Genomic DNA, 23,898 nt, shown 5'->3' on the forward strand with positions numbered 1-23,898 from the left:
TGTTCTCCAGTTCGGGCACGAGGAAAGGCAGTCCGCCCCGCGTTTGACGGCGCCGCGGGCCATCACGCATCCACGACCGCGCAGGTGAGGCGGGAGACGCAGGCGAGCTTGCCGTCGGGGCGGCGGATCTCGGTCTGCCAGACATGGGTGCGCGCGCCGGTGTGCAGCGGGCGGCAGATGGCGGTCACGACCTCTCCGCGTTTCACACCGGCCATGTGGTTGGCGTTCACCTCGATGCCGACCGCGCGCTGATGGCCGGGCAGGGTCATGATGCAGGCCAGCGTGCCGAGCGTCTCGCTCAGCACCACGCTGCAGCCGCCATGCAGCAGGCCGAAGGGCTGGGCGTGGCGGGCATCCACCGGCATGGTCGCGTGCAGCGCATCCGGGGCCACCTGCGTCACCGCGATGTCCAGCAGCCCGGCCATGGTATCGGCCATGCGGGCGTTGATCTGGTCCGGGGTCCAGTCGCGTTTCCACAGGGACATGGCGGGCTCCGTCGCGGCCAAGCCGCGCAAGTTTCGTCTTGGCGAGGCCGCCAGTCATCCCAGCCGGCGGCGCAGCGTCAAGCCACCGCTGGCGGAAAGCCGCATCCAGCGGGCGAGCATCATGCCGGCCACCAGGAACAGCCCGGCCGAAAGCCCGATCCACAGCCCGATCGGCCCGAATCCGCCCGGCAGGGCCAGCAGCAGCCCCAGCGGCAGGCCGATGATCCAGTAGCCCAGCCCGGCCAGCAGCATTGGCACCCTTGTGTCCTTCAGCCCGCGCAGCGCGCCGGAGGCCACGGCCTGCACCCCGTCGGAAAGCTGGAACAGCCCGGCCAGCACCAGCATGGTCGCGGCCAGCGCCGCGGTTTCCGCAGCACCCGGATTGCCCGGGGCCAGGAACAGCCAGGCGATCGACCCGGCCAGCGCCACCAGCATCGCCGCCGACACCGCCATGAAGCCGGCCCCGAGCGCGATGCCGATCCACCCCGCGCGCGCCGCGGCCGTGGCCCGCCCGGCGCCGGTCATCAACCCGACGCGGGCGGTCGCCGCCTGGGCGATGCCCATGGGCACCATGAAGGTGGCGGAGGCGATCTGCACCGCGATGGCATGGGCCGCGACGGCGACGGCGCCGAACCAGCCCATGGCGATGGCGGCGAAGGCGAAGACGGAGATCTCCAGCGCCATCGACCCGGCGATGGGCAGGCCGATCTGCGCCACCTCCCGCAGCCGGGCCAGGTCGAAGCGCCAGAGCCGGCCGAACAGGTGGTAGCGGCGCAGATGCCGGTCCCAGGCAATGAAGCCCACCAGCCCGGCGAACATCACCAGGTTGCAGAGCGCGGAGGCGATGCCGGCACCCAGCACCCCGAGCGGCGGAATGCCCCAGCCGCCATGGATCAGCCAGTAGTTCAGCGGCACGTTCACGGCGACGCCGATGAAGGACACCACCAGGGCCGAGATCGGCCGCTGCTCGGCGGAGAGGAAGCCGCGCAGCACGACGAAGCCGCAGAACAGCGGCATGCCCCACATCAGCGCGCCGACATACTCGGCCGCCAGCGCCGCCAGCAGCGGGTCCTGGCCCAACCCGCGCAGCAGCGCCTCCGTATGCCAGAGCGCCAGCCAGACAGGGATGGTGGCCGCGGCGCAGGCCCAGAAGGCGGCCCGCACATCCCGCCGCATGCCGCGCAGATGGCCGCGCCCGCGACCGCGCGTCTGCGCGCACATGGGTCCTGCCGCCAGGGCCAGTCCGAAGGCCGGGGAGAGCGCGGCGAAATACAGGTTGCCGCCCAGCGTCGCGGCCGCCAGGGCTTCGGTGGACACCCGGCCGAGGAACAGCGCATCGGTCAGCGACAGGGCGAATTGCGAGAGGTTCGTCAGCACCAGAGGCCAGGCGAGGGCGAGCGTGGTCCAGACTTCCGGTCCCCAGGCGCCGAGCCTGCCGGTGGTGGTGCTTCTTGTGTGTGACATGGCGGGCGAGGGCATAGCCCGGATCACGGCCGGCGTCCCGTGACCTTCGCGCGCGCGGCCCTTGGGGGTGGACGCGGCCAGGGCTACATTGGCCGCAACAGACGTCCGGAGCCTGGTTCATGAAGCGACGCCATATCCTCGCCGCGCCCGCTTTGGCCGCGCTGGCCAGCGCCTTGCCGCGGGGCGCCCACGCCCAGGCCGCGCCGCAGATCGTCACCGAGGAATTCATGGTGCCGAGCGGCGAGGGCATCGAGGTGTTCCTGCGCAGCAAGCGGCCGGAAGGCGCCACGACCGGCGCCAGCCGCACCCTGCTGATGGTCCATGGCGCGGGCTTCGGTGCCTCCTCCTCCTTCGACCTGCCCTTCGGTGGCGTGTCCTGGATGGACTACATCGCCGGGCGCGGCTTCGATGTCTGGACGCTGGATATTTCCGGATTCGGTCGGTCCACCCGGCCGCCAGCCATGTCCCAGCCGGCGGACCAGAACCCGCCGGTCACGCGTGGCACGCAGGCGATGGCGGATCTGACGGCGGCGGTGAATTTCATCAAGCAGCGCCGGTCGCTCGAAAAGCTCTCGCTGCTGGGCCATAGCTGGGGCACCAAGCTGGTGGGCCGTTTCGCCGCCGACCAGCCGGCGCAGGTGGAACGCCTGGTGCTGTTCGCGCCGCCCTGGCTGCGCGACGGGCCGAGCCGGACAGATCCCGGCGGCGGTCCGCTCGGCGCCTGGCGGCCGCTGACCCAGCGCGCCTTGCGGGAGGGTATCCTGGCCCAGGCGCCGGAAGCGCAGCGCGCCGGGCTGATCCCGCCCGGCTGGTTCGAGCATTTCGCCGGCGTCACCTGGGCGCTCGACCCCGATGGCATCCGCGCCAACCCCTCCGTCCTCCGCGTGCCGAACGGCCCGGTGGCGGATGGGCGGGAGTTCTGGAATGCCGGCAAGCCCTGGTGGGAGCCGGGCAAGGTCACCGCGCCCAGCCTGATCGTGGTCGGCGAGTGGGACCGCACCACCCCGGCGCCGCTCGGCCTCGCCATCTTCGGGCTGATGACGCAATCCCCCGGCAAGCGCATGACCGTGCTGGCGGAAGGCACCCACAACATGTGGATGGAGCGCAATCGCGGCGCGCTGTTCCAGGCGGTGCAGGGCTTCCTGGAGGAATCTGCGGCCTGAGGCGCTATCGACAGGCGAGGTCATGAGTCTTTGTAGATGGATCCCGGGATGCGTCTATTTTGAGGGCTGCTATCCCAGGTTCAGGACCTATAAACCGGGCGAAAGACCCGGATGACTCGATCCTATTGCGTCAGATCGGACGTTGGCCCAACAAGATGCCTGAATTCGTACCAACCCGAGTCTGGTCCTCCGTATGAATCCTCTCCCAGAAGATTCTTGGGATGCCTGGTCGCCAGATGAGCTGCATGCACGTCTTGGACGCTGGAGATCAGACTGGTATGTCGTCGGTGGTTGGGCTTTGGACCTGTGGCACGGCCATCAGACCCGGGCGCATGAAGATCTGGAATTCGCCGTTCTACCCGCCGGCATAGATGGTTGCCGCAAAATCTTGTCCGAGCTGGATTTCTTTGAGGTAAGGGAGGGGAAGCTCTCCTACCTCGCCCCAAACGCTGGGCCACCGGCAGACCTTTGGCAGCTTTGGGGCGCTGACACAGCCGCTGGTTTCTGGCGTATTGATATGATGGTGGAGCGGGGAACGCCGGAAGTCTGGGCGTACAAACGTGATCGTTCGATCCAGATGCCCAGAGCGGCCGCTGTTCGAAGGAACGAACTGGGTACTCCCTATCTCGCACCGGCCAACGTTCTGCTCTTCAAGGCAAAGTACCGTAGAGAGAAAGACGAGCGCGACTTCGAGGCCGCGCTCCCCAAACTCAATTTCCAGGAAAAGCTTGATCTGCGCCTTTGGCTAGAGGCCCTGCATCCCGGGCATGAATGGATAACGCGTTTATAAGGGAACACTACAAACGCAGGCTCCGTCCGCAGAGCGGATCTTGAATGAACAGCTGGATTCCATCCGATGTAGCGTCGTGCTTCAAGCGCGGCAGGAAGATCTGTCGATTTCCCCCATCTGCATCGCTGCCACAGTCAATCTTCTGGCTCGGCAAATGAGTCCTGAGCCTATGCGAGATTACGTTCGGGATAATAGCGCCTCTGTTGTGTGTTATGGCGTACGTTTTTTGAGCCTGGGGCGTCAAGCTATGGCTGCACGATCCAAATCCTGGGCATCCCTTAAAGATGGGTCAGTTTAGCGCTTTGGTCGGCTAGTGGTCGCCGGTTATTGTTACGGTACTGATTGAGGTCGCGCTTATGTGTGGCTTAGCGACAGTTCTCTCCGGTACCGCTCAAATACTGCCGCTTGTTAATTTGGCCGGGGCAGCCGGACCACCAAAGCGGCCCCGCCCCCCGCCGCCGTTTCCACGGCGATGCTGCCACCATGCGCCTTGGCGATGGTGCGGCACAGGGCAAGGCCGACGCCGGTGCCCTGGCCCTGCGGCTTGGTGGTGAAGAAGGGGTCGAAGACGCGCTCCCGCAGCGCTTCCGGAATTCCCGGGCCATTATCCTCCACCCGCAACTCCACCGCCTCCGGCAGGGCGCTTAGCCGCAGCAGGATGCGGGGGCGCCCATCGGGCACGGCGTGCCCGGCCAGCGCGGCGCGGGCATTGCCGACGAGGTTGCCGACGAGATGCGCGAGCTGCACGGCATCGCCACGGATCGCCGGCAGGCCGGGCGGCACCTCCGTCACCAGCTCCACCGTCTCGGCGGTCTCGGCCAGCTCCAGCCCGGCCTCCAGCACCTGGGCCAGGTCCACCACCTCCCGCTTCGGGGGCTGCTGGCGGGCGGAGGCGAGCAGGCTGGTGACGATGCGGCCGCAGCGCTCGGCGGCGAGGCGCACCTTCTCCGCCCGCTCGGCCAGGGGCGTGCCCTCCGCTTCTTCAGCCAGCAGCAGGGCCTGGGCGGCGACCACGGCCAGGGGGTTGTTGATCTCATGCGCCACGCCGCCGAGCAGGGAGGCGATGGCGGACAGCCGCTCATTCCGCCGCAGCGCCTCCAGGTTGGCGCGGCGGGTGCGCTCGGCCTCCCGCTGCAGGGTCAGGTCGCTATAGGTGTTGACCAGCGTGCCATCGGCGAGGCGGGTGGTGCGCAGTTCGATGATGCTGCCGTCCGGCCGGGTTTCCTCCTGCCGCCCCGGCGGGCGGTTCATGATGTCGGTAACGCGGCGTTGCACCATCGCCTCCTCGGGATCGCGGGGATCCTCGTCGGGGCGCAGATCGGCGCGGCGCAGGCGGTTGCGGACGAAATCGGCCAGCGGCGTGCCGGGCGTGCCGAGTTCGGGCGGAAAGTCGAACATCCGCAGGAAGCCGGGATTGGCGAGCACCAGCCGCGAATCGGGGGCGACGATATTCACCCCGTCGGCGATCCCTTCCAGGATGGCGCGCAGCCGGTCGCGATTGGCCTCCGCCTCCTCCTCCCGCAGTTTCTGGTCGGTCAGGTCGCGCATGAACAGGATGAAGGCGTCCTGGCGGCCGGTGGCGGTGCCAAAGGGGGTAAAGGTCCAGGCGATGAAGCGGCGGCCATTGCGCCGGTAATTGATCCAGCCTTCCAGGCTGACCACCTCCCCGGCCAAGGCGCGGTCGGCATAGGGGTCGAGCCGCGCCGACACCTCCTCCCCCACCAGGTCGCGGGTGTGCAGGCGAAGGATTTCCTCCATCGGGCGCTGGGCGAATTCGGTGAATTCCCGGTTCACATACAGATAGCGCCGGTCGCGGGAGATGACGCAGACCCGCGTCGGCGCCGCATCCAGCACGCCGCGCAGCAGGGCGACATCGGCTTCCCCGCCTGCGTCCCCTGCTGCGTCCCTTGGGGCTCCCCCGCCCGGGATCGCCTCAGCTCTCGGCGCTGGGATCGAAGACATAGCCGGCGCCGCGAATGGTGCGGATGACCGCGGGACGGTCCGGCACGGCTTCCACCTTGCGGCGGATGCGGGCGATGCGGACATCGATGGAGCGGTCGAAATGCTCATCCCCCCTGGGATGGGCGAGTTCCAGCAGCGCCTCTCGCGTCAGGACCCGGCCGGGGCGCTCGGCGAAGGCGCGGAGCAAAGCGAATTCGGAGGGGCCGAGGGGAATCTCCTGCCCTTCCGGCCCGGTCAGGCGGCGGGCCTCCAGATCCAGCCAGGTGCGGCCCATGCGGATGCGGTGGGCGGCGGCGAGGAGCCTGGTGGGCGGTGCGGTGGGCAGGGCCGGCAGCGCGGCGGCCGTTGCCTCCCGCCGCCGCAGCACGGCGCGCAGTCGGGCGAGCAGTTCGCGCAGATCGACCGGCTTGGCGATGTAGTCGTCGGCGCCGACCTCGAGTCCCACCACCCGGTCCACCACATCCCCCGCCGCCGAGAGCATGACGATGCCGATATCCGATTCGGCGCGCAGTGCGCGGGCCAGCGACAGGCCATCCTCCCCCGGCATGGCGATATCGAGCAGCACGAGATCGGCCGTGGACTCCGTGAGCAGGTGGCGCAGCGCGGCGGCATCGGGCGCCTGGCGCACGGCGAAGCCGCGACGGGTCAGGTATTCGGCGATGGCCTCGCGTAGGTCGGTTTCATCGTCGCAGATGATGATCGCGGGGGAGTCCGCCATGGGCGGCAGCGTCCTTCGGGGTGGGGGCTGGCGCGGAGCATGGCCGAGGACGGGCGCGCAATAAAGCACAACAGGCCACCGCCGCCGCGAAACCGCGGCGAAACCTGTCTGCGGCACATCGGGGAGGCATTGCGGAGAAGCGCCGATGTCCTGCGAGGAAACCCTTTGGGAGGTGCTGTCCCGCCGCTGGTTGTCCCGGCTGGCGGCGCGGGATTGACCCGGCTGGCCGCGCCGCCCCGGAAGGCGGCGCGGCTTTGCGCTACAGCTTCAGCGGCGTGCCGTGGCGGCCGAGATGGGCGAAGTCCGTGATCGGCTTGCGGACCCTGGGCGCCACTTCCCGTTCGGCGATCTTCTCCGGCAGCAGGTCGGGCGTGCCGGTCACGCCGAAGGCGATGGCGACAACCGGCTCATGCCCCTCCGGCACGCCCAGCTCCGCCGTCGCCCTTGCCAGGTCGAAGCCGCGCATCTGGTGGCTGCCGAGGCCCAGCGCCACCGCCTGAAGCGCCATCTGCGCCACGGCCTGGCCGAGGTCATAGGCCGCGACGGCATTGGGATTGCCATTGGCGGCGAAGCTGGACCGGGCGAAGCCGATCATCAGCAGCCCGGCCTTCGGCGCCCAGGCCTGGTTGTTGGCGCTGAGCAGCGAGGCCAGCTTCGCGAAATCCTCCGGCGCATCCGCCCGACGCGCGGTGATGAAGACCCAGGGCTGCTCGTTGAAGCAGGAGGCCGACCAGCGCGCCGCTTCCAGCAGGCTGGCCTCCTGCGCCGCGCTCACCGGCGCATCGGTGAAGCTGCGCGGGCTCCAGCGCGCCCGCAGCAGGTCGTGGATGGGGTGGGCGGTGGGGGCGGAGCGATCGGTCACGCAAGTCTCCTTCATTGGCGTTCCATGTTGGTCCGCGTCACCACCTCGGTCCAGCGGGCCATTTCGGCATGCACGGCGGCGCGGGTCTGGTCCGGCGTGCCCGGCGCGCGGGGTGACAGGCCGAGGGCGCCGAGCCGGGCCTGGAGCTCGACATCGGCATGCATCGCCTGGGCCACGGCGGTGATGCGCTGGACCACGGCGAGCGGTGTATTGGCGGGGGTGCCGATGGCGTACCAGGTGACGATGTCGAAATCGGCGGCGCCCAGCGCCTCCGCCACCGTCGGCACCTCCGGCAGCAAGGGGGAACGGGTGCCGGAGGTGATGGCCAAAGCGCGCACCTCCCCGCCGCGAATCTGGCCGAGCACGGCGGAGGCGGTCTCCGCCACCATCTGCACCTCATTGTTGCGCAGGGCGATGATGGCGGCGGGGGTGCCGCGATAGGGCACATGGGTCATCTTGAAGCCGCCGGCGGTCTGCACCGCCTCCGCCACGAAATGCTGGGTGCTGCCGACGCCGACGGTGGCGAAGTTCAGCCCATCCGGCCGCGCCTTGGCCTGGGCCACCAGCTCGGCCATGTCCTTCGGCCCGTTGGGGCCGGCCAGGATGACCAGGCCGGTGGAGGCGACCATGGCGACCGGGGCGATATCGGCGCGCGGGTCATAGGGCAGGCTGCGATACAGCGCGGCGGACACCGCGAAGCCGTTGTTGAGCAGCATCAGCGTATGGCCGTCATTGGCCCGGGCCAGGGTATTGGCGGCCAGGGTGCCGCCGGCGCCGGGCCGGTTCTCCACCACCACGGGCTGCCCCCAGGCGGCGGACATGGAAGGGGCGAGCAGCCGCGCCACGATATCCGTGGTGCCGCCCGCCCCGAATCCCTGGATGAAGCGCACCGGCCGGTCGGGCCAGGCGGGCTGGGCCTTTGCCAGCGTCGGCAACAGCAAGGCGGGAAGGGCCAGGGCGGCGCGGCGGGACAGGGGGGCCATGGACGTCATCCTCCGTTTATTGTGCAATCGATTGTTGCTTTCCCCTTACGGCACCGGTCGCGCAGGTCAAGCGCCGATTGCGGCGGGGCGGGAGGCAAGCCACAAGGCCTGCTCGAATGGGAGACCCGAAATGTCCGATGCCGAATTCCTCCGCCGCCTGCAGGTCGCCGAGCTGGTGCAGAACTGGGCGGTCTGGCGCGATGCCGGCGACTGGGACCGCTTCGCCACCTGCTGGCACGAGGACGGGCGGATGATGGCCACCTGGTGCCAGGCCTCGGCGGCGGATTTCATCGCGGCCTCCAAGGCCGGCTGGGCGCGCGGCGTCTCCATCCTGCATTTCCTGGGCGGCTGTTCGGTGGACCTCTCGGGCAACCGCGCCATCGCGCAGACGAAGATGACCATCAGCCAACGGGCGGAGGTGCATGGGGTGCTGGTGGACGTGGTCTGCACCGGCCGCTTCCACGACTTCATCGAGCAGAGGGACGGCAAGTGGGGCATCGTCCTGCGCCAGCCGATCTATGAGAAGGACCGCATGGACCCGGTGGACCCCGCGGCCCGGCTGGAACTGGACCCGGCGCTGCTGGCCCGCTTCCCGGAGGGCTATCGCCACCTGGCCTATCTTCAGACCGGCATCGGCTATGAGGTGAAGACCGACATGCCCGGGCTGAAGGGGGAGAAGGTGCAGGCGCTCTACGCCGCCGGCCGCCGTTGGCTGGCCGGCGAGGCGCATGGCTGGGAAGAATAATTCCGTAGATTCAACGAAGCTTAACCCGATCCGGTGTCACCTGCACGTCACGCCGCTGCCCTATGGACGTCGTCTTTGCGGGGTAGAGGGTGCGCCGGCCGCGCGGGAACTTTTCGCCCGGTCGCGTGTCATGGCCTGGCCCAGGATGGGCAGCGGAATGCTTCCGTGATGGATGGAGGTTGGGATGGACGACCAGGCTTTCCGACGCGAGCGGATGCTCGCCTCGGGCCTGTTGCGGGAGCCTTCGCCGGCGGAGCTGGCGAAGCTGACGCGGCTTATGGAAGGCGCGACTGCCCTTGAGGCGACGCGCGGCGTGGAGAGCGCCGCCGCCAGCCGGGCCAGTCTGGCCCTGGCCAGCCTGCCCACGCGGCCGAGCTATCGCCGCCCACGCGCCGTCATCGGCTGAAAGGCGCATGAACGGCGGGGGCTGAACCCCGCTTCCGGCGCGGCGGGGGCGCGTGTAGCCTTCGCGGTCATGACCCGCGACTCCTCCCCTGCGCCGATCCTTGAGGTCCGTGCCCTGACGCGCCGCTTCGGCGGTGTGGTGGCCCTGGATGGGCTGGACCTGGCGGTGCGGCCGGGCACCGTCACCGCGCTGATCGGGCCCAACGGGGCGGGCAAGTCCACCGCCTTCCAATGCGTCTCCGGCGTGATCCCGCCCGATGGCGGGCAGGTGCTGTTCCAGGGGCGGGACATCACCGGCTGGCGGCCGGATCGCATCACCGGCGCCGGCCTGGTGCGCAGCTTCCAGATCGCCCGCGGCATCCCCCGCCTGACGGTGCTGGAGAACCTGCTTCTCTATGGCCCGGCGCAGCCGGGGGAGGGGGTGATCTCCGCCATCCTGCGCCCTGCCGCGATGCGGGCGCGGGAGGAGGCGCTGCGCGAGCGCGCCAAGGCGGTGGCGGCGCGGCTGAACCTGACCCGCGTGCTGGACAACCAGGCGGCGGCCCTCTCCGGCGGCCAGAAGAAGCTGATGGAGATCGGCCGCGCCCTGATGGCGGAACCGAAACTGCTGCTGCTGGATGAGCCGGTGGCGGGGGTGAATCCCAGCCTCTCGGCGGAGATCGCGACGCATATCGGCAGCCTGCGGGATGAGGGCATGACGGTGCTGATCGTCGAGCACCACATGGATTTCGTCGCCTCCCTCTGCGACCCCGTCATCGTCATGGCGGAAGGCCGCTTCCTGGTGCAGGGCAGTTTTGCGCATGTCGCCGCGGATGCGCGGGTGCAGGAGGCCTATATGGGCCGGCGGGTGCACGCATGACCGCGTTGTTGGAAGTCGAGGCGCTGGTCGGCGGCTATGGCGCGGCGGATGAAATCCTCAAGGGCATCACCGTGGCGCTGCCGGAGCGTCGCATGGCGGCCATCGTCGGCCCGAACGGCGCCGGCAAGTCGACGCTGTTGAAGGCCATCGCCGGCATGCTGCGCGCGAAATCCGGCCAGGTGCGCCTGGCCGGGGAGGTGCTGACCGGCCTGCCGCCGCGTGGCGTGGCGGCGCGCGGCGTCGCCTTCGTGCCGCAGGAGGCCAATATCTTCCCCAGCCTCTCGGTGCGGGAGAATCTGGAGATGGGCGGCTACCTGGAACCCCGCGCCACCGTCACGCAGCGGGTGGAGGGGCTGTTTGCCCGATTCCCCATGCTGGCCGAGAAGCGCCGCCGCGCGGCGCGCACGCTCTCGGGCGGCCAGCGGCAGATCCTGGCGATGGGCATGGCGCTGATGGTGGCGCCGAAGCTGCTGCTGCTGGACGAGCCCTCGGCGGGCCTCAGTCCCAAGGCCGCCGAAAGCCTGTTCGACGACATCGCCGCCATCCATGCGGAGGGCACCGCCATCCTGATGGTGGAGCAGAATGCGCTGGAGGCGCTGGCGATTGCGGAGGAGGGCATCGTGCTGGTCGATGGCCGCGTCGCCCGCACCGGCCCGGCCGCCGAGCTGGCCTCCGACCCCGAAGTGCGCCGCCTGTTCCTCGGCGGCTGAGACGAACAAACAACAGAAGGGAAGCTGACGGATGATGCAGACGACAATCGGGCGCCGTGGCGCCCTGCTGGGGGCGGCGGCGGCCTTCTCCAGCTTCGCCATTGGCGGGCGCGCCTTTTCCCAGACCACGCCGGTGGTCTTCGGCGCGCTGCCGCCGCTGACCGGCGCGGGCGGCCCCTATGGCCCCGCCATGCTCCGCGCCGCCCAGGGCGTGGTCGAAGCCGCGAACAGCGCCGGCGGCATCAAGGGCCGCCAGATCCGCCTCGCCTTCGAGGATGACCAGACCAACCCGGATGCCGGCGTGCGCGGCGCGCGCAAGCTGATCGATGTGGACCGCGTGCAGGCGCTGATGGGCACCTGGGCGTCTTCCGTCACCACGGCCGTGGCGCCGCTGTGCTGGGAGAACCGGGTGCCGCTGTTCACCGTCTCCGGCGCCGACAGCATCACCCTGCTGCCGCATCAGGGGCATATCTTCCGCACCCAGCCGAACAGCAGGTTGCAGATCGAGACCGCCAGCAAGTGGCTGCTCGGCAAGGGCGCGAAGCGCGTCTTCCACATGGCGGCGCAGTCGCCCTTCGCGCAGTCGAGCCAGGATGTGATGACCGCGACGCTGGGCGCCGCCGGCGGCGCCGTTTCCGGCTATATCGTGTACGAGCGCGACAAGACCGCCTTCCGCTCGGAGGTGGACACCATCATGAAGTCAAACTCCGACACCGTGATGCTGAACGGCTACCTGCCGGATGTGACGATCCTGCTGCGCGAGCTGTATCGCGCCGGCTTCGATGGCCGCCGCTTCACCTTTGCCTATGCCGCGCCGGCCAGCGTCTTCGGCACGTTGCCGAACGAGGTGACCAACGGGCTGACCACCTTCCAGCCGAGCCCGGACCTCAACAGCCCCGCCTTCACCCGCCTGAAGGCCGCCTTCGGCAGCACCGAGGTCGATCCCTATTCGGCACAGGTTCATGACCACGCCACCATGGCGATCCTGGCCGCGGCGCAAGGAGGCGACGCCACCGGCAGCGTCATCCGGGACAATGTGCGAAAAATCTGCCAGGGCGATGGGGAGAAGGTGGACAATGTCACGGACGGGCTGCGGCTGATCGCGGCCGGCCGCGCGGTGAATTTCGAGGGCGCCTCCGGCCCCTGCGAATTCGACGAGCGCGGCGACATCCGCGGCACGAAGTTCCGCTACGAGATCGCCGAGGGCGGCGCGTACCGGGTGCTCGAACTCGTTTGAGCCCTATCCTGAACGGGCACGACCTGCGGCCGGCGATCTCCGCCGGCCGAGCGGCCGAACGGCCGCCGCGGCTTATGCCGCGCAGCCAAGCACGCGGAGCGTGCGCCCGGCGCCTGAGGGCACGAAAATGATTCAAGATTGGAGGGACCTCGCGCAGGTCCTGCTGAACGGCGTGATGGCGGGCAGCGTGCTGATGCTGCCCGCCATCGGCTTCAACTGCATCTTCGCGGTGCTGCGCTACCCCAACTTCGCCATCGCCGGCTTCGCCACCGCCGGCGCCTTCGCGGGCTGGGTGGCGAATGCGGTCTATGGCTGGCCGGTGGGTCTGGCGCTACCGCTCGCCTTCCTGGTGGCGGGGCTGGTCTCCCTGACGGCGGAGGAACTGGCCTTCCGGCCGCTGCGCCCGGCCGGGCCGCTGACGGTCGCCATCGCCTCCGTCGCCATGACCATCCTGCTGGAGAACATCCTGCGGTTCAGCTTCGGCAATGACCTGCGCGGCTATGACCTGCCGATCCTGCGCGACTGGCGCTTCGACGGCATCCGCATCAACCCGCAGCAATTGCAGAACACGGGCTATGCCATCGTCGCGGCGGGCGGGCTTTTTCTGCTGCTGGGCTTTTCGCGACTGGGGCGTGCCATGCGGGCCGTCGCCGACAATCCCGTGCTGGCCGACATCAAGGGCGTCGATCCCAACCGTATCGCGCGGGTCGCGGTGTTCATCGGCGGCGGGCTGGCGGGCTGCGGCGGCATGCTGATCGGCATCGACACTTCCATCGATCCGCTCACGGGTTTTCGCGTCGTGCTGTCGGTCTTCGCGGCTGCCGTGGTGGGTGGGCTCGGCTCCATCCCCGGCGCGGCGCTGGGCGCGATGGTGGTCGGCGTCGGAGAAGAAATGGCCGGGCTGGTGCTGTCGCCGGCCTACCGCACCGTCACCGCCTTCCTCGCCATCCTGCTGGTGCTGATGTTCCGGCCGCAGGGGATTCTCGGGGGGCGGAACTGATGGACGCCTATCTGATCGCCATGCTGGTCTTCGCCGGCTTCTATGCGCTGATGGCGCTGGGGCTGAACGTGATCTGGGGACTGACCGGCATGGTCAATCTCGGCCTGGTCGGCTTCTTCGCCCTCGGCGCCTATGCCTCCGCGCTGCTGACGACAAAACTGTTCTGGCCGATGCCGCTGGGCTGGGCCGCGGGCGCCGTGGTGGCCGCCGCCGCGGGCGCCGTCATGGCGCTGATCGTGGCGCGGCTGCGCGGCGACTATCTCGCCATCGTCACGCTGGGTTTTGCGGAAGTCATCCGCCTGACGGCCTCCAACGAAATCTGGCTGACCAATGGCACGGACGGCATTTCGGGCATCCCCGGTCCCTGGCGCGGCGATGTCTCGCCGCCCGAGTTCAACCTGATCTATCTCGGCATCGTCTGGACGGCCGTCGCCGTGGTCTTCGTGCTGCTCGCGCGCCTGTCGCATTCCCCCTTCGGCCGCGTGCTGCGCGCGATCCGGGAGGATGAGGATGTCGCCGCCGTCGCCGGCAAGCCGGTGCTGTGGTTCAAGGTGCGCGCCTTCACCATCGGCGCTGCGGTGCTGGGCGGGGCGGGCGCGCTCTATGCCCACTACAACGCCTACATCGCCCCCGACGGTTTTGCGCCGCTGCTGACCATCTACATCGTGCTGGCGCTGACGGCCGGCGGCGTCGGCGCCATGCGCGGCGCGATCATCGGCGCGCTGTTCGTCATCGCGCTGCTGGAATCGACGCGCTTCCTCTCCGCCATCATCCCCGGCGTCAGCCCGGTGCAGAAGGCGGCCTTGCGCGAGGGCGCCATCGCGCTGAGCCTGATCCTGCTGCTGCGCTTCCGGCCGCAGGGCCTGATCCCCGAGAAAACCCGCACCAAGGCCTTCCCATGACCCGCCCCGTCCCCGATTTCTCGCCCGTTGTCAGCGCCATGGCGGAAGCCGGCCAACCCGGCACGCTGTTCGCCGCGCTCGACGCCGCCATGGGCCAGGCGATCGGCCACAAGCTGTTCACCATCCTGGTGATCCATCCGGGCGCGCAGGAGAGCCAGCGCTACTATTCCAACATGCCGAAGGAATACCCCGTCGGCGGCCGCAAGCCGATCACGACCACGCCCTGGTTCCAGAAGGTCCTCGGCGAGGGCGTGCCCTATGTCGGCTACAACTACGCGGACATCACCGACGTCTTCTACGACCACGAGTTGATCCGCAGCCTGGGCTGCGAGAGCGTGCTGAATGTCCCCGTCCGCTGGAACGGCCAGAGCATCGCCACCATCAACCTGCTGCATGAGGCCGGCTGGTACAGTGAGGCCGACATCGCCACCGCCCGGCACTTCGCCGCACTCGCCGTGCCGGGCGTGCTGAAGGTGATCGCGGAGGGTTAGCCACCCCGCCCGCATTGCGCCGTCCAACCTTCCAAAGGGGGGCTGGACGGCGGCGCCGTCCCTCCGCAATACTTAGGGATGTAAGGGTCTCAACGACCCAGCGGAGGAAACCCCATGTCGCGCTTCCCGACGCGCATCGAAGACATCCTGGCCGCGCCGACGCGCCGCGGCCTGCCGCGGCCGGTGCAGCACAAGCCTGCCGATATCGGCGCCTATCTGCGCGGCGTGGACAATTTCTGCCGGGTCATGGCGATCCGCCCCGGCGACCATGTTGTGATGCTGACCGACCCGCTGCTGGACCCGCGCGTGATCCAGGCCGTGCAGGGCCTCGCGCGCGGGCGAGGCGCCACCTTCGCCAGCTACATGGGCGAGAGCACCCGCTATGTGACGGTGCCGGAGGAGGCGAAGGCGATGCTGTCGCGGGCCACCTTCGTCGTCTCCACCTGGTTCGCCTCCGTGCTCGATCCCTATTGCATCGGGCTGCGCCGCAACCAGGGGCAGCGCTGGGTGAAGATCACCTTCTTCCGCGACCTCGACCTGCTGCACACGCCGCAGGCGCAGTTCCCGCTGGACCTGCTGGGCGAGATCATCCGCGCCACGGGCCGGCTGTTCCCGGAACAGGGCGACTTCACGTTGCGCCTGTCCGACCCGCGCGGCACCGACCTGCGCATCCCCTACACCGATGCGATGCTCCAGCACCTGCGGAAGCACAACCGCTGGCGCGGCCACAACGTGGCGGATGAGCCCGGCTGCTACGTGCACTACCTGCCGACGCATGGGCCGAACCTGTTCGAATATTCGATGGTCGGGCTGAAGCCGGAGGACAAGGTGGGCGTCTCCGGCACGGTCTGGGCGAATTGGGCGGTCGGCTTCGACAAGCCCTTCGAAAGCCCGGTCGGCGTCGAATTCAAGGACGACCTGGTCCACGCCGTGCATGGCGAGGGCTTCGCCGCCGAGGTGATGCGCGACTACCTGATCGGCGGCACGCTGGAGGAGCTGGGCTGCGGCCATAACCCCAAGGCCCCGCGCTTCGACATCTACCCCGCCGGCCCCAATTCGCCGGGCAGCCTGCATGTCGGCATCAACGCGCCGAAACCATCGGAATACCTCCGCCGCGTGATGCCGAATTGGGAGGAGCCGCATATCCACATGGATCTGGTGCTCTACGACGCCACGGTGACGGCGGGGAACCGTCCGCTGGTCGAGGATGGTTACCTGCTGTCGCTGCGCGATCCCAAGGTGCGCGCCCTGGCGGAGACCTATGGCGACCCGGTGGATCTGTTGGAAGCCTGGCCGGTCTGAAGCCGGGCCACATCAACGAAAGGGAGGAAGCGATGAAGACGGAACACGGGCCGCGCCTGTCGCGGCGGGGTGCGCTGGCGGCCGGGTTGCTGCTGGCGGCGGGCGGTGCGCGGGCGCAGAGCTATCCGGACCGGCCGATCCGGCTGGTGGTGCCCTTCCTGGCGGGTGGCGGTGGCGACACGCTGTCGCGCCTCGCCACCGGCCCGGCCCAGACGCGGCTCGGCCAGAACTTCGTGGTGGAGAACCGGCCCGGCGCCGGCGGCAATGTGGGGGCGGAGGTGGCGGCGCGGGCCGCGCCGGATGGCTACACGCTGTTCTACGGCACCAACGGCACCCATGCGATCAATGAGGCGCTGTACCCCCGCCTCAGCTTCCGCCCGCATGAGGATTTCGTCCCCATCGCGCCGTTGTCGCGCATCGTGCTGGTGGTGCTGGTCAAGCGCGACCTGCCGGTGGAGACGCTGCCGCAGCTCATCGCCTGGCTGAAGGCCAATCCCGGCAAGGCCAGCTATGGCTCCGCCGGCAATGGCACCACCGGGCATATCGCGGCGGAGATGTTCCGCATGGCCGCCGGGGTGGACATCCTGCATGTGCCCTATCGCGGCAATGCGGCGGCGATGACCGATCTCGCCGCCGGGCGGATCGACATGGCGATCGAGCTGATCCCGGCCGCCTTCGCCGCCATGCAGAATGACGCGGTGCGGACGCTCGCTGTCACCTCGGCCACGCCCCTGGCGACGCATCCGAACCTGCCGACCGTCGCCTCCGTGCTGCCGGGTTTTGCGGTCAGCGCCTGGGACGGGATCTTCGCCCCGGCCGGCACGCCCCTGCCGGTGATCGAGCGTCTGAACGCGGCCTTCACCGCAGGGCTGCGGGAGGAGTCCGTGGTGGCCGCGCTGCGGGCCCGGGGGGCGGAGCCGGCACCGGCGATGAACCCCGACGCCTTCGCCGCCTTCATCGCGACGGAACGGCAGCGCTGGGGCGCCGCCGTCCGCGCCTCCGGCGCCCAGCTCGGCTGATCAGCCCCGCGCCTCTTCCTCGGATACCTCCCCTGGCACCGGCGTCATCACGCCGCCGACCGTGGCCGGGGAGGTCGCCGCCATGTCGAAGGTTTCACGCGATTCCGGCGCGGGGGCGGCGCGGCGGCGCAGGCGCCAGAGCACGAAGGCCAGCAATCCGGCCTGGGTCATGGCGATGAACAGGAACAGCCCGCCGCCGGGGACGGATCGCATCAGCAGCGCCGCCCCGATCGGCCCGGCGATGGAGCCCAGCCCATTGACCAGCAGCAGGGAGGAGGCGGTGCCGACATAGTCGGACGGGTCGGCATGGTCATAGGCATGGGCCGCCGCGATGGAATAGCAGGGCAGCGACACCCCGCCGAAGACCGCCGCCAGCACCAGCAGCCAGATGCCCTGCGGCGCCAACAGCCCCAGCGCCAGCCCGACGCAGATCGAGGCCAGCAGCAGCCCGGCGAGGACGAAGCGCCGGTCCATGCGATCCGACAGCCGGCCCACCGGCATCTGCGTCACCGCCCCGGCCAGCACCGCCGCCGTCATGAACAAGGCGGCGCCATTCTCATCCAGCCCGAAGCCGGTGGCCGCCACCGCACCCAGGCCCCAGAAGGCGCCATTGGCCAGCCCCACCATCAGGCTGCCGACCAGCCCGACCGGGGAGGCGCGCCACAACCGGCCCGGCCGGAAGCGCACATCTGTCACCGGCGCGGGTTGCGGCGCGCGGGTCAGCGCCACGGGGATGGCGGCGACGCTGATGAGGATGCCGGCCACCGCGAACAGCTCGAACCCCGCCACCGGATAGGCCAGCAGCATCATCTGCCCCGCCGCGATGGCGGCGTGGTTGATCATCACATAGGTGCCGAGCAACAACCCGCGGGTGGTGTTGGTGGCGCGGTCGTTCAGCCAGGATTCCACCACCAGGTAGAACACCGCCAGCCCGTAGCCGAAGCCGAAGCGCATCAGGGCCCAGGCCACCTCGCCGACCAGCAGCGGATAGGCGAAGGCCACGGCCGAGACGCCGCAGACCACCGCCGCGAAGGCGCGGATATGCCCCGCCCGCCCCACCAGATGCGGCCCATGCAGGCAGCCCGCCACGAAACCGGCGAAATAGGCCGAGCCGAGCAGGCCGATGGCCACCGGCCCGAACCCTTCCGCCGCGCCGCGCAGCGGCAGCAGCAGCGTCAGCAGCCCGTGCCCGGTCAGCAGCAGCGCCACGCCGCCGAACAGCGAAGCCGCGGAACGCAGGACGGAGCCCATGCCCTCAGCGGCTCGCGCGGGCCAAGGCGCGGTCGAGCACCGCCATGACGTCGCCGATGATATCCTCCTTTGACCAGCCGAAGACATCGTAGCCGGCGCCGCCGACCTCGGCGCGCCACCAACGATGGCGACTGGCCTCGGTCGGTTGCGCGCCGGCCAGGGCGAAGGCGGCTTCCTTCATCGGGCGAAGCTGCACGGCATAGGTGAAGCGCGCCCCGCCCGGCAGTTCGGCGGACAGGGCGGCACGGCCATCCTCCGTGATCAGCTCGGCCAGGCCACCGCGCTTGCGCAGCGCCTCCGCCACCTCCTCCAGCGCCGGGCGCACCGCGGCGTCCAGGTGGCGCTCCGCGGTGCCGCGCGTGGGCCGGTGCAGCGCCGCGCCGAGGCGACGCTGCCAGCCCTCGGCGGCGGCGGGGGCGCGGGCGGGCAGCAGGCCGGCGCGCCAGTCCTGTTCCTCGTTCAGGGCGCGCACCAGCCCCCAGCAGGCGACCAGCATGATCGCCGTGAAGGGCAGGGCACCGATCAGCGACGCGGTCTGCAAGGCCGAAAGCCCGCCGGCCAGCAGCAGCGCCGCCGCCAGCGCACCGATGGCGACGCACCAGAAGATGCGCTGCCAGACCGGATTCTCCTCCCGCCCTCCCGACGCGATGGTGTCCACCACCAGGGCGGCGCTGTCGGCGGAGGTGACAAAGAAGGTCACGATCAGCAGCGTCGCCACCCAGGCGGAGATCGCCGAGAGCGGCAGGGCATCAAGGAAGCGGAACAGCGCGGTCGTCACGTCCTGCCCCACCGCGGCCGAGAGCCAGCCGCCCTGGAGCATGTCGAGCTGGATCGCGGTGTTTCCGAAGATGGTCATCCAGGCGAAGGTGAAGCCGGCCGGGGCGACCAGCACGCCGAGGACGAATTCCTTGATGGTCCGCCCCCGGCTGACGCGGGCGATGAACATGCCGACGAAGGGCGACCAGGCGATCCACCAGGCCCAGTAGAGCAGGGTCCAGCCGCCGAGCCAGCCGGAGGGCTCATAGGCATGCAGCCGCAGGGTGCGGCCGACGATATCGGCCAGATAGGCGCCGGTGTTCTGGAAGAAAGCCTGCACCAGGAAAAGCGTGGGTCCCGTGGCCAGCACGAAGACCATCAGCGTGCCGGCCAGCGCCAGGTTGAGCACCGACAGCCGCCGGATGCCGCCATCCAGCCCCAGCATGACGGAGACCAGCGCGATGCCGATGATACCGGCGATCAAGGCCACCTGCACCAGCGGGCCGGTCGGCAGGCCGATGAGATGCGCCAACCCCGCATTGGCCTGCGCCGCGCCATAGCCGAGCGAGGTGGCGACGCCGAGCATGGTGCCGATCACCGCGAAACTGTCCACCGCATGCCCCGGCCAGCCACGAAAACGCTCGCCGAGGAAGGGATACAGCGCGGAGCGCAGCGTCAGCGGCAGGCCGCGGCGAAAGCCGAAATAGGCCAGCACCAGGCCGACCATGGCATAGACCGCCCAGGCATGCAGGCCCCAGTGGAAGAAGGTGGAGACCAGTGCCTCCCGCGCCGCGCCGACGCTTTGCGGGGCGTTGGGGGTGCCGGGGGGCGGCGTGGCGTAGTGCATGACCGGCTCGGCGACGCCGAAGAACATCAGGCCGATGCCCATGCCGGCGCTGAACAGCATGGCGAACCAGGAGGCATTGCCGAATTCCGGCGTCTCGTCATCCGCGCCCAGCCGCACCGCGCCATGCCGACCGAAGGCCAGGACGATGGCGAGCACCAGGAAGGCCGTCACGGCCAGCATGTAGAACCAGCCGAAATGCCCGATCACCCAGGCCTGGGCGGCGGTGAAGGAGGTGGCGGCGATATCGGGCCAGATCGCCGCGAAGCCGACCAGCGCCAGCAGCACCCCGCCGGCGGAGAGAAAGACCGGCCAGCAGAGCGTGGAACGGCCGGCGAGGGGGGTGGGCTCAGACATGGCTTGGCCAGGTCTTTTGTGGAGGGCGTGCCATGCTGGGTGCCTTCTTCCCGAGGGTTGTGGAGGAAAGCGACCCAGCATAGGCGCGGGAAGACGTCGCGAACACCTTTGGGGTTACAACGTGCGCGCGAATTGGCGCCGTTCCCGTTCACGCTACCGTGGTTACGATTTCGTCACATGGCTTGGCTGGCGCCCGCGTCATAGGCCACCCGGAACCCCGTATGCCCGGCGGAGGTGTCGGGGCTGCGGCCGGAACGGGCGGCGATGCGGTAGCGGTAGCAGTAGCTGCGGTGGCACAGGTAGGAGCCACCCTTCATCACCCGCTCCCGCTCCGCCGTCGCCGCCTGGTTGCGCTGCTTCGCCGCCGCCGAGAGGGAGCGCACGCGGAACGGGTCGGCGCACCATTCCCAGACATTGCCGCAGGTGTTGAACAGCCCGAAGCCGTTCGGGCGATAGGCATCGACCGGGGCGGTGCCGAGAAAGCCGTCGGCCAGGCTGTTCCGCACCGGGAAGCGGCCCTGCCAGATGTTGCACAGCGCGTTGCCGTCATCCGGCTCCGCCGCGCCCCAGGGAAAGCGGGCGCTGTCGTCGCCGCCCTTGGCCGCATGTTCCCATTCCGCCTCGCTCGGCAGCCGGCCGCCCGCCCAGGCGGCGAAGGCGGCGGCGTCGTTCCAGCCGATATGGGTGGCGGGGTGGTCGAGGCGGTCGGCGATGGTCGAGCCCGGCCCCTCCGGCACCGCCCAATACGCGCCATGCACCTGGCGCCACCAGGGCGTGCCCTCGGGGCTCGGGGCCTCTGTCCCGGCGGCCAGGAAGCTGTGGAAGACATAGGACCAGCCATAGCGCTCCGCCTCGGTGCGGTAGCCGGTGGCGGCGACGAAGGCGGCGTAGCGGCGGTTGCTCACGGCATGGGCGTCGATGCGGAAGGGGCGCAGCGCCGCGCGCCGCGCCGGCCCTTCGCCATCCTCGCGGAAGAAGGGCGTGTCGGTTCCGAGGGTGACGCTGCCGCCGGGGATGTCGACGACCCGCGCGTCATCGACGCCACCCGCGGCCAGCAGGCTGGGAGCCGGCCCGGCCGCGCGCCCACTGGCGGGCACGCAGCAGGATTTGACGGGAGCCTCCACGCGCCTAGCCCCCGGGCGTCCCCACCACGACATCAGCCCCGGCCTGGGGCGGCGGCGGAAAGTGGAAGCCGCGCTGGCCGGACAGGCCGCGATTGGTCTGGCTGACAAAGGGCTTGGCCGGGGTGCCGACCAGCTTTCCATCCATGATCCAGCCGGTATCGGCGCCCCAGGCATCGGCGACCAGCGCCGCCTCCAGCTTCGTCTGGACATCGGCCAGCGCCGTTTCGCCGGCGAGGTTCCGCATCTCCTGCGGGTCCTCCGCCAGGTCGAAAAGCTGGATGGTATTGCCGTTCGGGTACCAGATCAGCTTGTGCCGCCCATCCGTCGCCATGCGGGTGGCGGAGGCATCGTCGCGGCAGGCCGCCGTCAGCACCTGCCGCCGCGCAGCGCCGATCATCGAAAGCCCCTCCATCGGCGCCTGCGGCGTGACGCCGGCGAAATCGAGCAGCGTCGGCATCACATCGGCGAGCTGTACCAGCCGCCGGTCGATGCTGCCGGGCGCGGTGCGGGCATCGCCGGCCGGGCCGAGCAGGATGGTCGGCACCCGGGCGCTGTCCTCGTAGAAGATGCGCTTGGCCCATAAGCCGTGGGTGCCCAGCATGTCGCCATGGTCGGCGGTGAACAGCACCACCGTATCGTCCAGCAGCCCCTCCTCCCGCAGCGTGCCGAGCACCAGGCGGAACTGGTGGTCGATATGGGTACACAGCGCCATGAAGGCGCGCTGGATGCCGCGCATATGGTGCGGCTTCACATGCGACCAGTAGTCGGTGATGGAGCGCAGGGCGTAGGGCAGGGCGGCCTCGTCCCTGGCCCAGTCGGCGATGGGCGGCACGGGCGGCTCGGCGTCGCGATAGATGTCGAGATAGGCCTGAAGGGGCGCCAGCGGCGGATGCGGCGCGGTGTAGGACAGGTGCCAGAAGCCCGGCCGCGTCGGGTCGCGCCGCTTGATCTCGCGGCACATCTTCCAGGTGGTCCAGTTGGTCACATGGCAAGGCTCCGGCAGGTGGAAGGGTCGCCAGAGATAGTCGTTGTTGTTCATGCCATGGTTGAAGCCCTGGCCCGGAAAACCCTGGTCGGCCAGGAACAGGTCGTAATCGTCATAGCCGCCGAGATGCGGCCGGCCTTCCTCCGCCAGATGCACGTCGTCGAAGCCGATGCGGTCGCGCGGCGGATAGACATGCAGCTTGCCGACCGCGGTGGTCTGGTAGCCGGCGGCGCCGAGCGTCGCGGCCAGCGTCGGGCTGTCCGGCATCCGCGCCACCGGATCGAAGCTGCGGTCGCCATGGATTCGGGCGGTATTGCCCGTCATCATGGTGCGCCGCGCCGGGATGCAGATCGGGCATTCGGAATAGGTATTGGGGAAGCACACGCCATTGCGCGCGAGCTGGTCCAGCGTGGGCGTCAGCACGGTGGGATGGCCGGCATAGCCCATCAGGGAGGCCGGCCACTGGTCCACCGTGACCAGCATGATGTTCGGGCGCTTCATGGCCGCACTCACTCCACCCGCGCTCCGCTCGCCTGCACCACCGGCCCCAGCTTGGCGCGTTCCGCCGCGATGAAGGCGACGAAGTCCTGTGCCGAGCCGCCCTTCAGCGGCAGGCCGAGCTGGCGTGCGCGTTCCAGCACCCCGGGATCGGCCACGGCGACGTTATAGGCGGCGTTGAGGCGCGTGATCGCCTCGGCCGGCGTGCCGCGCGGTGCCACCACACCGTGCCAGGAGAGGAAGTTGTAGTTGGCCACCCCCGCCTCCGCGACCGTTGGCAGGTCCGGCGTGAAGGGGGAACGGCTGGGGCCGGTGACGGCCAGCGCGCGCACCTGGCCCTGGGTCACGGCCGGCAGCAGCGTGCCGTCGATCAGCAGGTCGACATTGCCGCCGATCAGGTCGATCTGCGCCGGGGCACTGCCGCGATAGGGCACATGCGTCATCGGCACATTCGCCAGCGACATCAGCATCTGCGTCGCCAGATGTCCCGCCGTGCCATTGCCCGGCGTCGCGAAGGTCAGCGCATTCGGCCGTGCGCGGGCCGCTGCCAGCAGGCTGCCCAGGTTCTGATGGGGCGACTGCCGCGGCACGCCGACCAGCAGCGAAACCTCCGTCAGCCGCACGATCGGCACAAAACTGTCGGGATCGAAGGGCAGCCGCGCAAACAGATGCGGCGCGATGGCCAGGATGCCGATATCCGCGAAGAGCACGGTATAGCCATCCGCGGCGGCGCGGGAGGCGATGCCCGCACCAATGGTGCCGCCGCCGCCGCCGCGATTGTCGATGACCAGTGGCTGGCCGATCTGCCGTTCCACAACCGGCGCCAGCAGCCGCGCCAGGATGTCGTTGTTGCCGCCGGGCGGATAGGGCACCACCACGGTCACCGGCCGTTCCGGCCATGCGGCACGGGCCGGCGTGGCGATGAAGGGCGCGGCGAGCAATCCGGCACCCAGCAGCGTCAGAAGCCTGCGAGCGATCATGGTGAA

The 23,898-nt window shown here is 69.8% G+C and carries 23 protein-coding genes; 12 read left to right on the plus strand and 11 right to left on the minus strand.

From position 1 onward, the window contains the following. Positions 1-62: 62 nt before the first annotated feature. Both JJQ90_RS09295 and JJQ90_RS09300 read right to left on the minus strand, forming a co-directional pair. A complete protein-coding gene (locus tag JJQ90_RS09295) occupies positions 63-485 on the minus strand; it encodes a hotdog fold thioesterase (RefSeq protein WP_216874613.1) in 423 nt (140 codons plus the stop codon). Positions 486-539: 54 nt separating this feature from the next. Beyond that, positions 540-1,949 (minus strand): MATE family efflux transporter, encoded by a 1,410-nt coding sequence (locus tag JJQ90_RS09300; protein ID WP_216874614.1) that lies wholly within the window; start codon positions 1,947-1,949, stop codon positions 540-542. Between the two features lie 119 nt (positions 1,950-2,068). Between JJQ90_RS09300 and JJQ90_RS09305 the strand changes: the two genes are divergently transcribed. Both JJQ90_RS09305 and JJQ90_RS09310 read left to right on the plus strand, forming a co-directional pair. Continuing rightward, positions 2,069-3,112 (plus strand): alpha/beta hydrolase, encoded by a 1,044-nt coding sequence (locus JJQ90_RS09305; RefSeq protein ID WP_216874615.1) that lies wholly within the window; start codon positions 2,069-2,071, stop codon positions 3,110-3,112. A 193-nt stretch (positions 3,113-3,305) separates the two neighbouring features. Beyond that, positions 3,306-3,902: a nucleotidyltransferase domain-containing protein gene (locus JJQ90_RS09310; RefSeq protein ID WP_216874616.1), complete on the plus strand. Its 597-nt coding sequence runs from the start codon at positions 3,306-3,308 to the stop codon at positions 3,900-3,902. Positions 3,903-4,310: 408 nt separating this feature from the next. On the opposite strand, the gene JJQ90_RS09315 is transcribed toward JJQ90_RS09310, so the two are convergent. The 4 genes from JJQ90_RS09315 to JJQ90_RS09330 form a co-directional block, all read right to left on the minus strand. Further along, positions 4,311-5,948: a PAS domain-containing sensor histidine kinase gene (locus JJQ90_RS09315; protein WP_329959417.1), complete on the minus strand. Its 1,638-nt coding sequence runs from the start codon at positions 5,946-5,948 to the stop codon at positions 4,311-4,313. Continuing rightward, a complete protein-coding gene (locus JJQ90_RS09320; RefSeq protein ID WP_216874619.1) occupies positions 5,836-6,582 on the minus strand; it encodes a response regulator in 747 nt (248 codons plus the stop codon). Before JJQ90_RS09320 ends, JJQ90_RS09315 begins: the two co-directional genes overlap by 113 nt. Positions 6,583-6,841: 259 nt before the next feature. Next, positions 6,842-7,444: a nitroreductase family protein gene (locus JJQ90_RS09325; protein ID WP_216874621.1), complete on the minus strand. Its 603-nt coding sequence runs from the start codon at positions 7,442-7,444 to the stop codon at positions 6,842-6,844. 11 nt (positions 7,445-7,455) lie between these two features. Beyond that, a complete protein-coding gene (locus tag JJQ90_RS09330) occupies positions 7,456-8,427 on the minus strand; it encodes a tripartite tricarboxylate transporter substrate-binding protein (RefSeq protein ID WP_216874624.1) in 972 nt (323 codons plus the stop codon). Positions 8,428-8,557: 130 nt separating this feature from the next. Here JJQ90_RS09330 and JJQ90_RS09335 point away from each other — a divergent pair, with 130 nt between their 5' ends. From JJQ90_RS09335 to JJQ90_RS09380, 10 genes are all read left to right on the plus strand, one after another. Beyond that, positions 8,558-9,172: a nuclear transport factor 2 family protein gene (locus tag JJQ90_RS09335; RefSeq protein ID WP_216874626.1), complete on the plus strand. Its 615-nt coding sequence runs from the start codon at positions 8,558-8,560 to the stop codon at positions 9,170-9,172. A 184-nt stretch (positions 9,173-9,356) separates the two neighbouring features. Then, complete coding sequence (locus JJQ90_RS09340) at positions 9,357-9,578, plus strand: hypothetical protein (RefSeq protein WP_216874628.1); 222 nt, start codon at positions 9,357-9,359, stop codon at positions 9,576-9,578. 69 nt (positions 9,579-9,647) lie between these two features. Then, positions 9,648-10,436: an ABC transporter ATP-binding protein gene (locus JJQ90_RS09345; protein ID WP_216874630.1), complete on the plus strand. Its 789-nt coding sequence runs from the start codon at positions 9,648-9,650 to the stop codon at positions 10,434-10,436. Beyond that, positions 10,433-11,146: an ABC transporter ATP-binding protein gene (locus JJQ90_RS09350; RefSeq protein ID WP_216874632.1), complete on the plus strand. Its 714-nt coding sequence runs from the start codon at positions 10,433-10,435 to the stop codon at positions 11,144-11,146. The genes JJQ90_RS09345 and JJQ90_RS09350 overlap by 4 nt, the downstream gene beginning before the upstream one ends. Before the next feature lie 31 nt (positions 11,147-11,177). Then, positions 11,178-12,383 (plus strand): ABC transporter substrate-binding protein, encoded by a 1,206-nt coding sequence (locus JJQ90_RS09355; protein ID WP_230410511.1) that lies wholly within the window; start codon positions 11,178-11,180, stop codon positions 12,381-12,383. 127 nt (positions 12,384-12,510) lie between these two features. Then, positions 12,511-13,383 carry a branched-chain amino acid ABC transporter permease gene (locus JJQ90_RS09360; protein WP_216874634.1) on the plus strand — a complete coding sequence of 291 codons (873 nt, stop codon included), beginning with the start codon at positions 12,511-12,513 and terminating at the stop codon, positions 13,381-13,383. Next, positions 13,383-14,285 (plus strand): branched-chain amino acid ABC transporter permease, encoded by a 903-nt coding sequence (locus tag JJQ90_RS09365; protein ID WP_216874636.1) that lies wholly within the window; start codon positions 13,383-13,385, stop codon positions 14,283-14,285. The genes JJQ90_RS09360 and JJQ90_RS09365 overlap by 1 nt, the downstream gene beginning before the upstream one ends. After that, a complete protein-coding gene (locus tag JJQ90_RS09370) occupies positions 14,282-14,776 on the plus strand; it encodes a GAF domain-containing protein (RefSeq protein WP_216874638.1) in 495 nt (164 codons plus the stop codon). The genes JJQ90_RS09365 and JJQ90_RS09370 overlap by 4 nt, the downstream gene beginning before the upstream one ends. 114 nt (positions 14,777-14,890) lie before the next feature. Beyond that, positions 14,891-16,078 carry a hypothetical protein gene (locus JJQ90_RS09375; RefSeq protein ID WP_216874640.1) on the plus strand — a complete coding sequence of 396 codons (1,188 nt, stop codon included), beginning with the start codon at positions 14,891-14,893 and terminating at the stop codon, positions 16,076-16,078. A 32-nt stretch (positions 16,079-16,110) separates the two neighbouring features. Next, positions 16,111-17,097 carry a Bug family tripartite tricarboxylate transporter substrate binding protein gene (locus tag JJQ90_RS09380; RefSeq protein WP_216874642.1) on the plus strand — a complete coding sequence of 329 codons (987 nt, stop codon included), beginning with the start codon at positions 16,111-16,113 and terminating at the stop codon, positions 17,095-17,097. Here JJQ90_RS09380 and JJQ90_RS09385 read toward each other — a convergent pair whose 3' ends face one another. From JJQ90_RS09385 to JJQ90_RS09405, 5 genes are all read right to left on the minus strand, one after another. Continuing rightward, positions 17,098-18,348, minus strand: a complete 1,251-nt coding sequence (locus JJQ90_RS09385) for an MFS transporter (RefSeq protein ID WP_216874644.1) — start codon at positions 18,346-18,348, stop codon at positions 17,098-17,100. 4 nt (positions 18,349-18,352) lie between these two features. Beyond that, on the minus strand, positions 18,353-20,305 hold the full coding sequence (locus tag JJQ90_RS09390; RefSeq protein ID WP_216874646.1) for a BCCT family transporter: 1,953 nt from the start codon (positions 20,303-20,305) through the stop codon (positions 18,353-18,355). Between the two features lie 173 nt (positions 20,306-20,478). Then, positions 20,479-21,429, minus strand: a complete 951-nt coding sequence (locus JJQ90_RS09395) for a formylglycine-generating enzyme family protein (protein WP_216874648.1) — start codon at positions 21,427-21,429, stop codon at positions 20,479-20,481. Between the two features lie 4 nt (positions 21,430-21,433). Continuing rightward, a complete protein-coding gene (locus JJQ90_RS09400; RefSeq protein ID WP_216874650.1) occupies positions 21,434-22,915 on the minus strand; it encodes a sulfatase-like hydrolase/transferase in 1,482 nt (493 codons plus the stop codon). Positions 22,916-22,923: 8 nt separating this feature from the next. Beyond that, the gene (locus JJQ90_RS09405) at positions 22,924-23,892 is read right to left on the minus strand and encodes a Bug family tripartite tricarboxylate transporter substrate binding protein (protein WP_216874652.1); all 969 of its coding nucleotides are present in this window, start codon (positions 23,890-23,892) and stop codon (positions 22,924-22,926) included. Positions 23,893-23,898: the final 6 nt, after the last annotated feature.

The organism is Falsiroseomonas oleicola (assembly GCF_019029495.1).
Taxonomy (GTDB): Bacteria; Pseudomonadota; Alphaproteobacteria; order Acetobacterales; family Acetobacteraceae; genus Falsiroseomonas; species Falsiroseomonas oleicola.

Excerpts from the sequence above, each read along its gene's own strand:
- JJQ90_RS09295 (WP_216874613.1), bottom strand. The coding sequence starts at position 485 with ATGTCCCTGTGGAAACGCGACTGGACCCCGGACCAGATCAACGCCCGC.
- JJQ90_RS09300 (WP_216874614.1), bottom strand. The coding sequence starts at position 1,949 with ATGTCACACACAAGAAGCACCACCACCGGCAGGCTCGGCGCCTGGGGA.
- JJQ90_RS09305 (WP_216874615.1), top strand. The coding sequence starts at position 2,069 with ATGAAGCGACGCCATATCCTCGCCGCGCCCGCTTTGGCCGCGCTGGCC.
- JJQ90_RS09310 (WP_216874616.1), top strand. The coding sequence starts at position 3,306 with ATGAATCCTCTCCCAGAAGATTCTTGGGATGCCTGGTCGCCAGATGAG.
- JJQ90_RS09315 (WP_329959417.1), bottom strand. The coding sequence starts at position 5,948 with ATGTCCGCATCGCCCGCATCCGCCGCAAGGTGGAAGCCGTGCCGGACC.
- JJQ90_RS09320 (WP_216874619.1), bottom strand. The coding sequence starts at position 6,582 with ATGGCGGACTCCCCCGCGATCATCATCTGCGACGATGAAACCGACCTA.
- JJQ90_RS09330 (WP_216874624.1), bottom strand. The coding sequence starts at position 8,427 with ATGGCCCCCCTGTCCCGCCGCGCCGCCCTGGCCCTTCCCGCCTTGCTG.
- JJQ90_RS09335 (WP_216874626.1), top strand. The coding sequence starts at position 8,558 with ATGTCCGATGCCGAATTCCTCCGCCGCCTGCAGGTCGCCGAGCTGGTG.
- JJQ90_RS09340 (WP_216874628.1), top strand. The coding sequence starts at position 9,357 with ATGGACGACCAGGCTTTCCGACGCGAGCGGATGCTCGCCTCGGGCCTG.
- JJQ90_RS09345 (WP_216874630.1), top strand. The coding sequence starts at position 9,648 with ATGACCCGCGACTCCTCCCCTGCGCCGATCCTTGAGGTCCGTGCCCTG.
- JJQ90_RS09350 (WP_216874632.1), top strand. The coding sequence starts at position 10,433 with ATGACCGCGTTGTTGGAAGTCGAGGCGCTGGTCGGCGGCTATGGCGCG.
- JJQ90_RS09355 (WP_230410511.1), top strand. The coding sequence starts at position 11,178 with ATGATGCAGACGACAATCGGGCGCCGTGGCGCCCTGCTGGGGGCGGCG.
- JJQ90_RS09360 (WP_216874634.1), top strand. The coding sequence starts at position 12,511 with ATGATTCAAGATTGGAGGGACCTCGCGCAGGTCCTGCTGAACGGCGTG.
- JJQ90_RS09365 (WP_216874636.1), top strand. The coding sequence starts at position 13,383 with ATGGACGCCTATCTGATCGCCATGCTGGTCTTCGCCGGCTTCTATGCG.
- JJQ90_RS09370 (WP_216874638.1), top strand. The coding sequence starts at position 14,282 with ATGACCCGCCCCGTCCCCGATTTCTCGCCCGTTGTCAGCGCCATGGCG.
- JJQ90_RS09375 (WP_216874640.1), top strand. The coding sequence starts at position 14,891 with ATGTCGCGCTTCCCGACGCGCATCGAAGACATCCTGGCCGCGCCGACG.
- JJQ90_RS09380 (WP_216874642.1), top strand. The coding sequence starts at position 16,111 with ATGAAGACGGAACACGGGCCGCGCCTGTCGCGGCGGGGTGCGCTGGCG.
- JJQ90_RS09385 (WP_216874644.1), bottom strand. The coding sequence starts at position 18,348 with ATGGGCTCCGTCCTGCGTTCCGCGGCTTCGCTGTTCGGCGGCGTGGCG.
- JJQ90_RS09390 (WP_216874646.1), bottom strand. The coding sequence starts at position 20,305 with ATGTCTGAGCCCACCCCCCTCGCCGGCCGTTCCACGCTCTGCTGGCCG.
- JJQ90_RS09400 (WP_216874650.1), bottom strand. The coding sequence starts at position 22,915 with ATGAAGCGCCCGAACATCATGCTGGTCACGGTGGACCAGTGGCCGGCC.
- JJQ90_RS09405 (WP_216874652.1), bottom strand. The coding sequence starts at position 23,892 with ATGATCGCTCGCAGGCTTCTGACGCTGCTGGGTGCCGGATTGCTCGCC.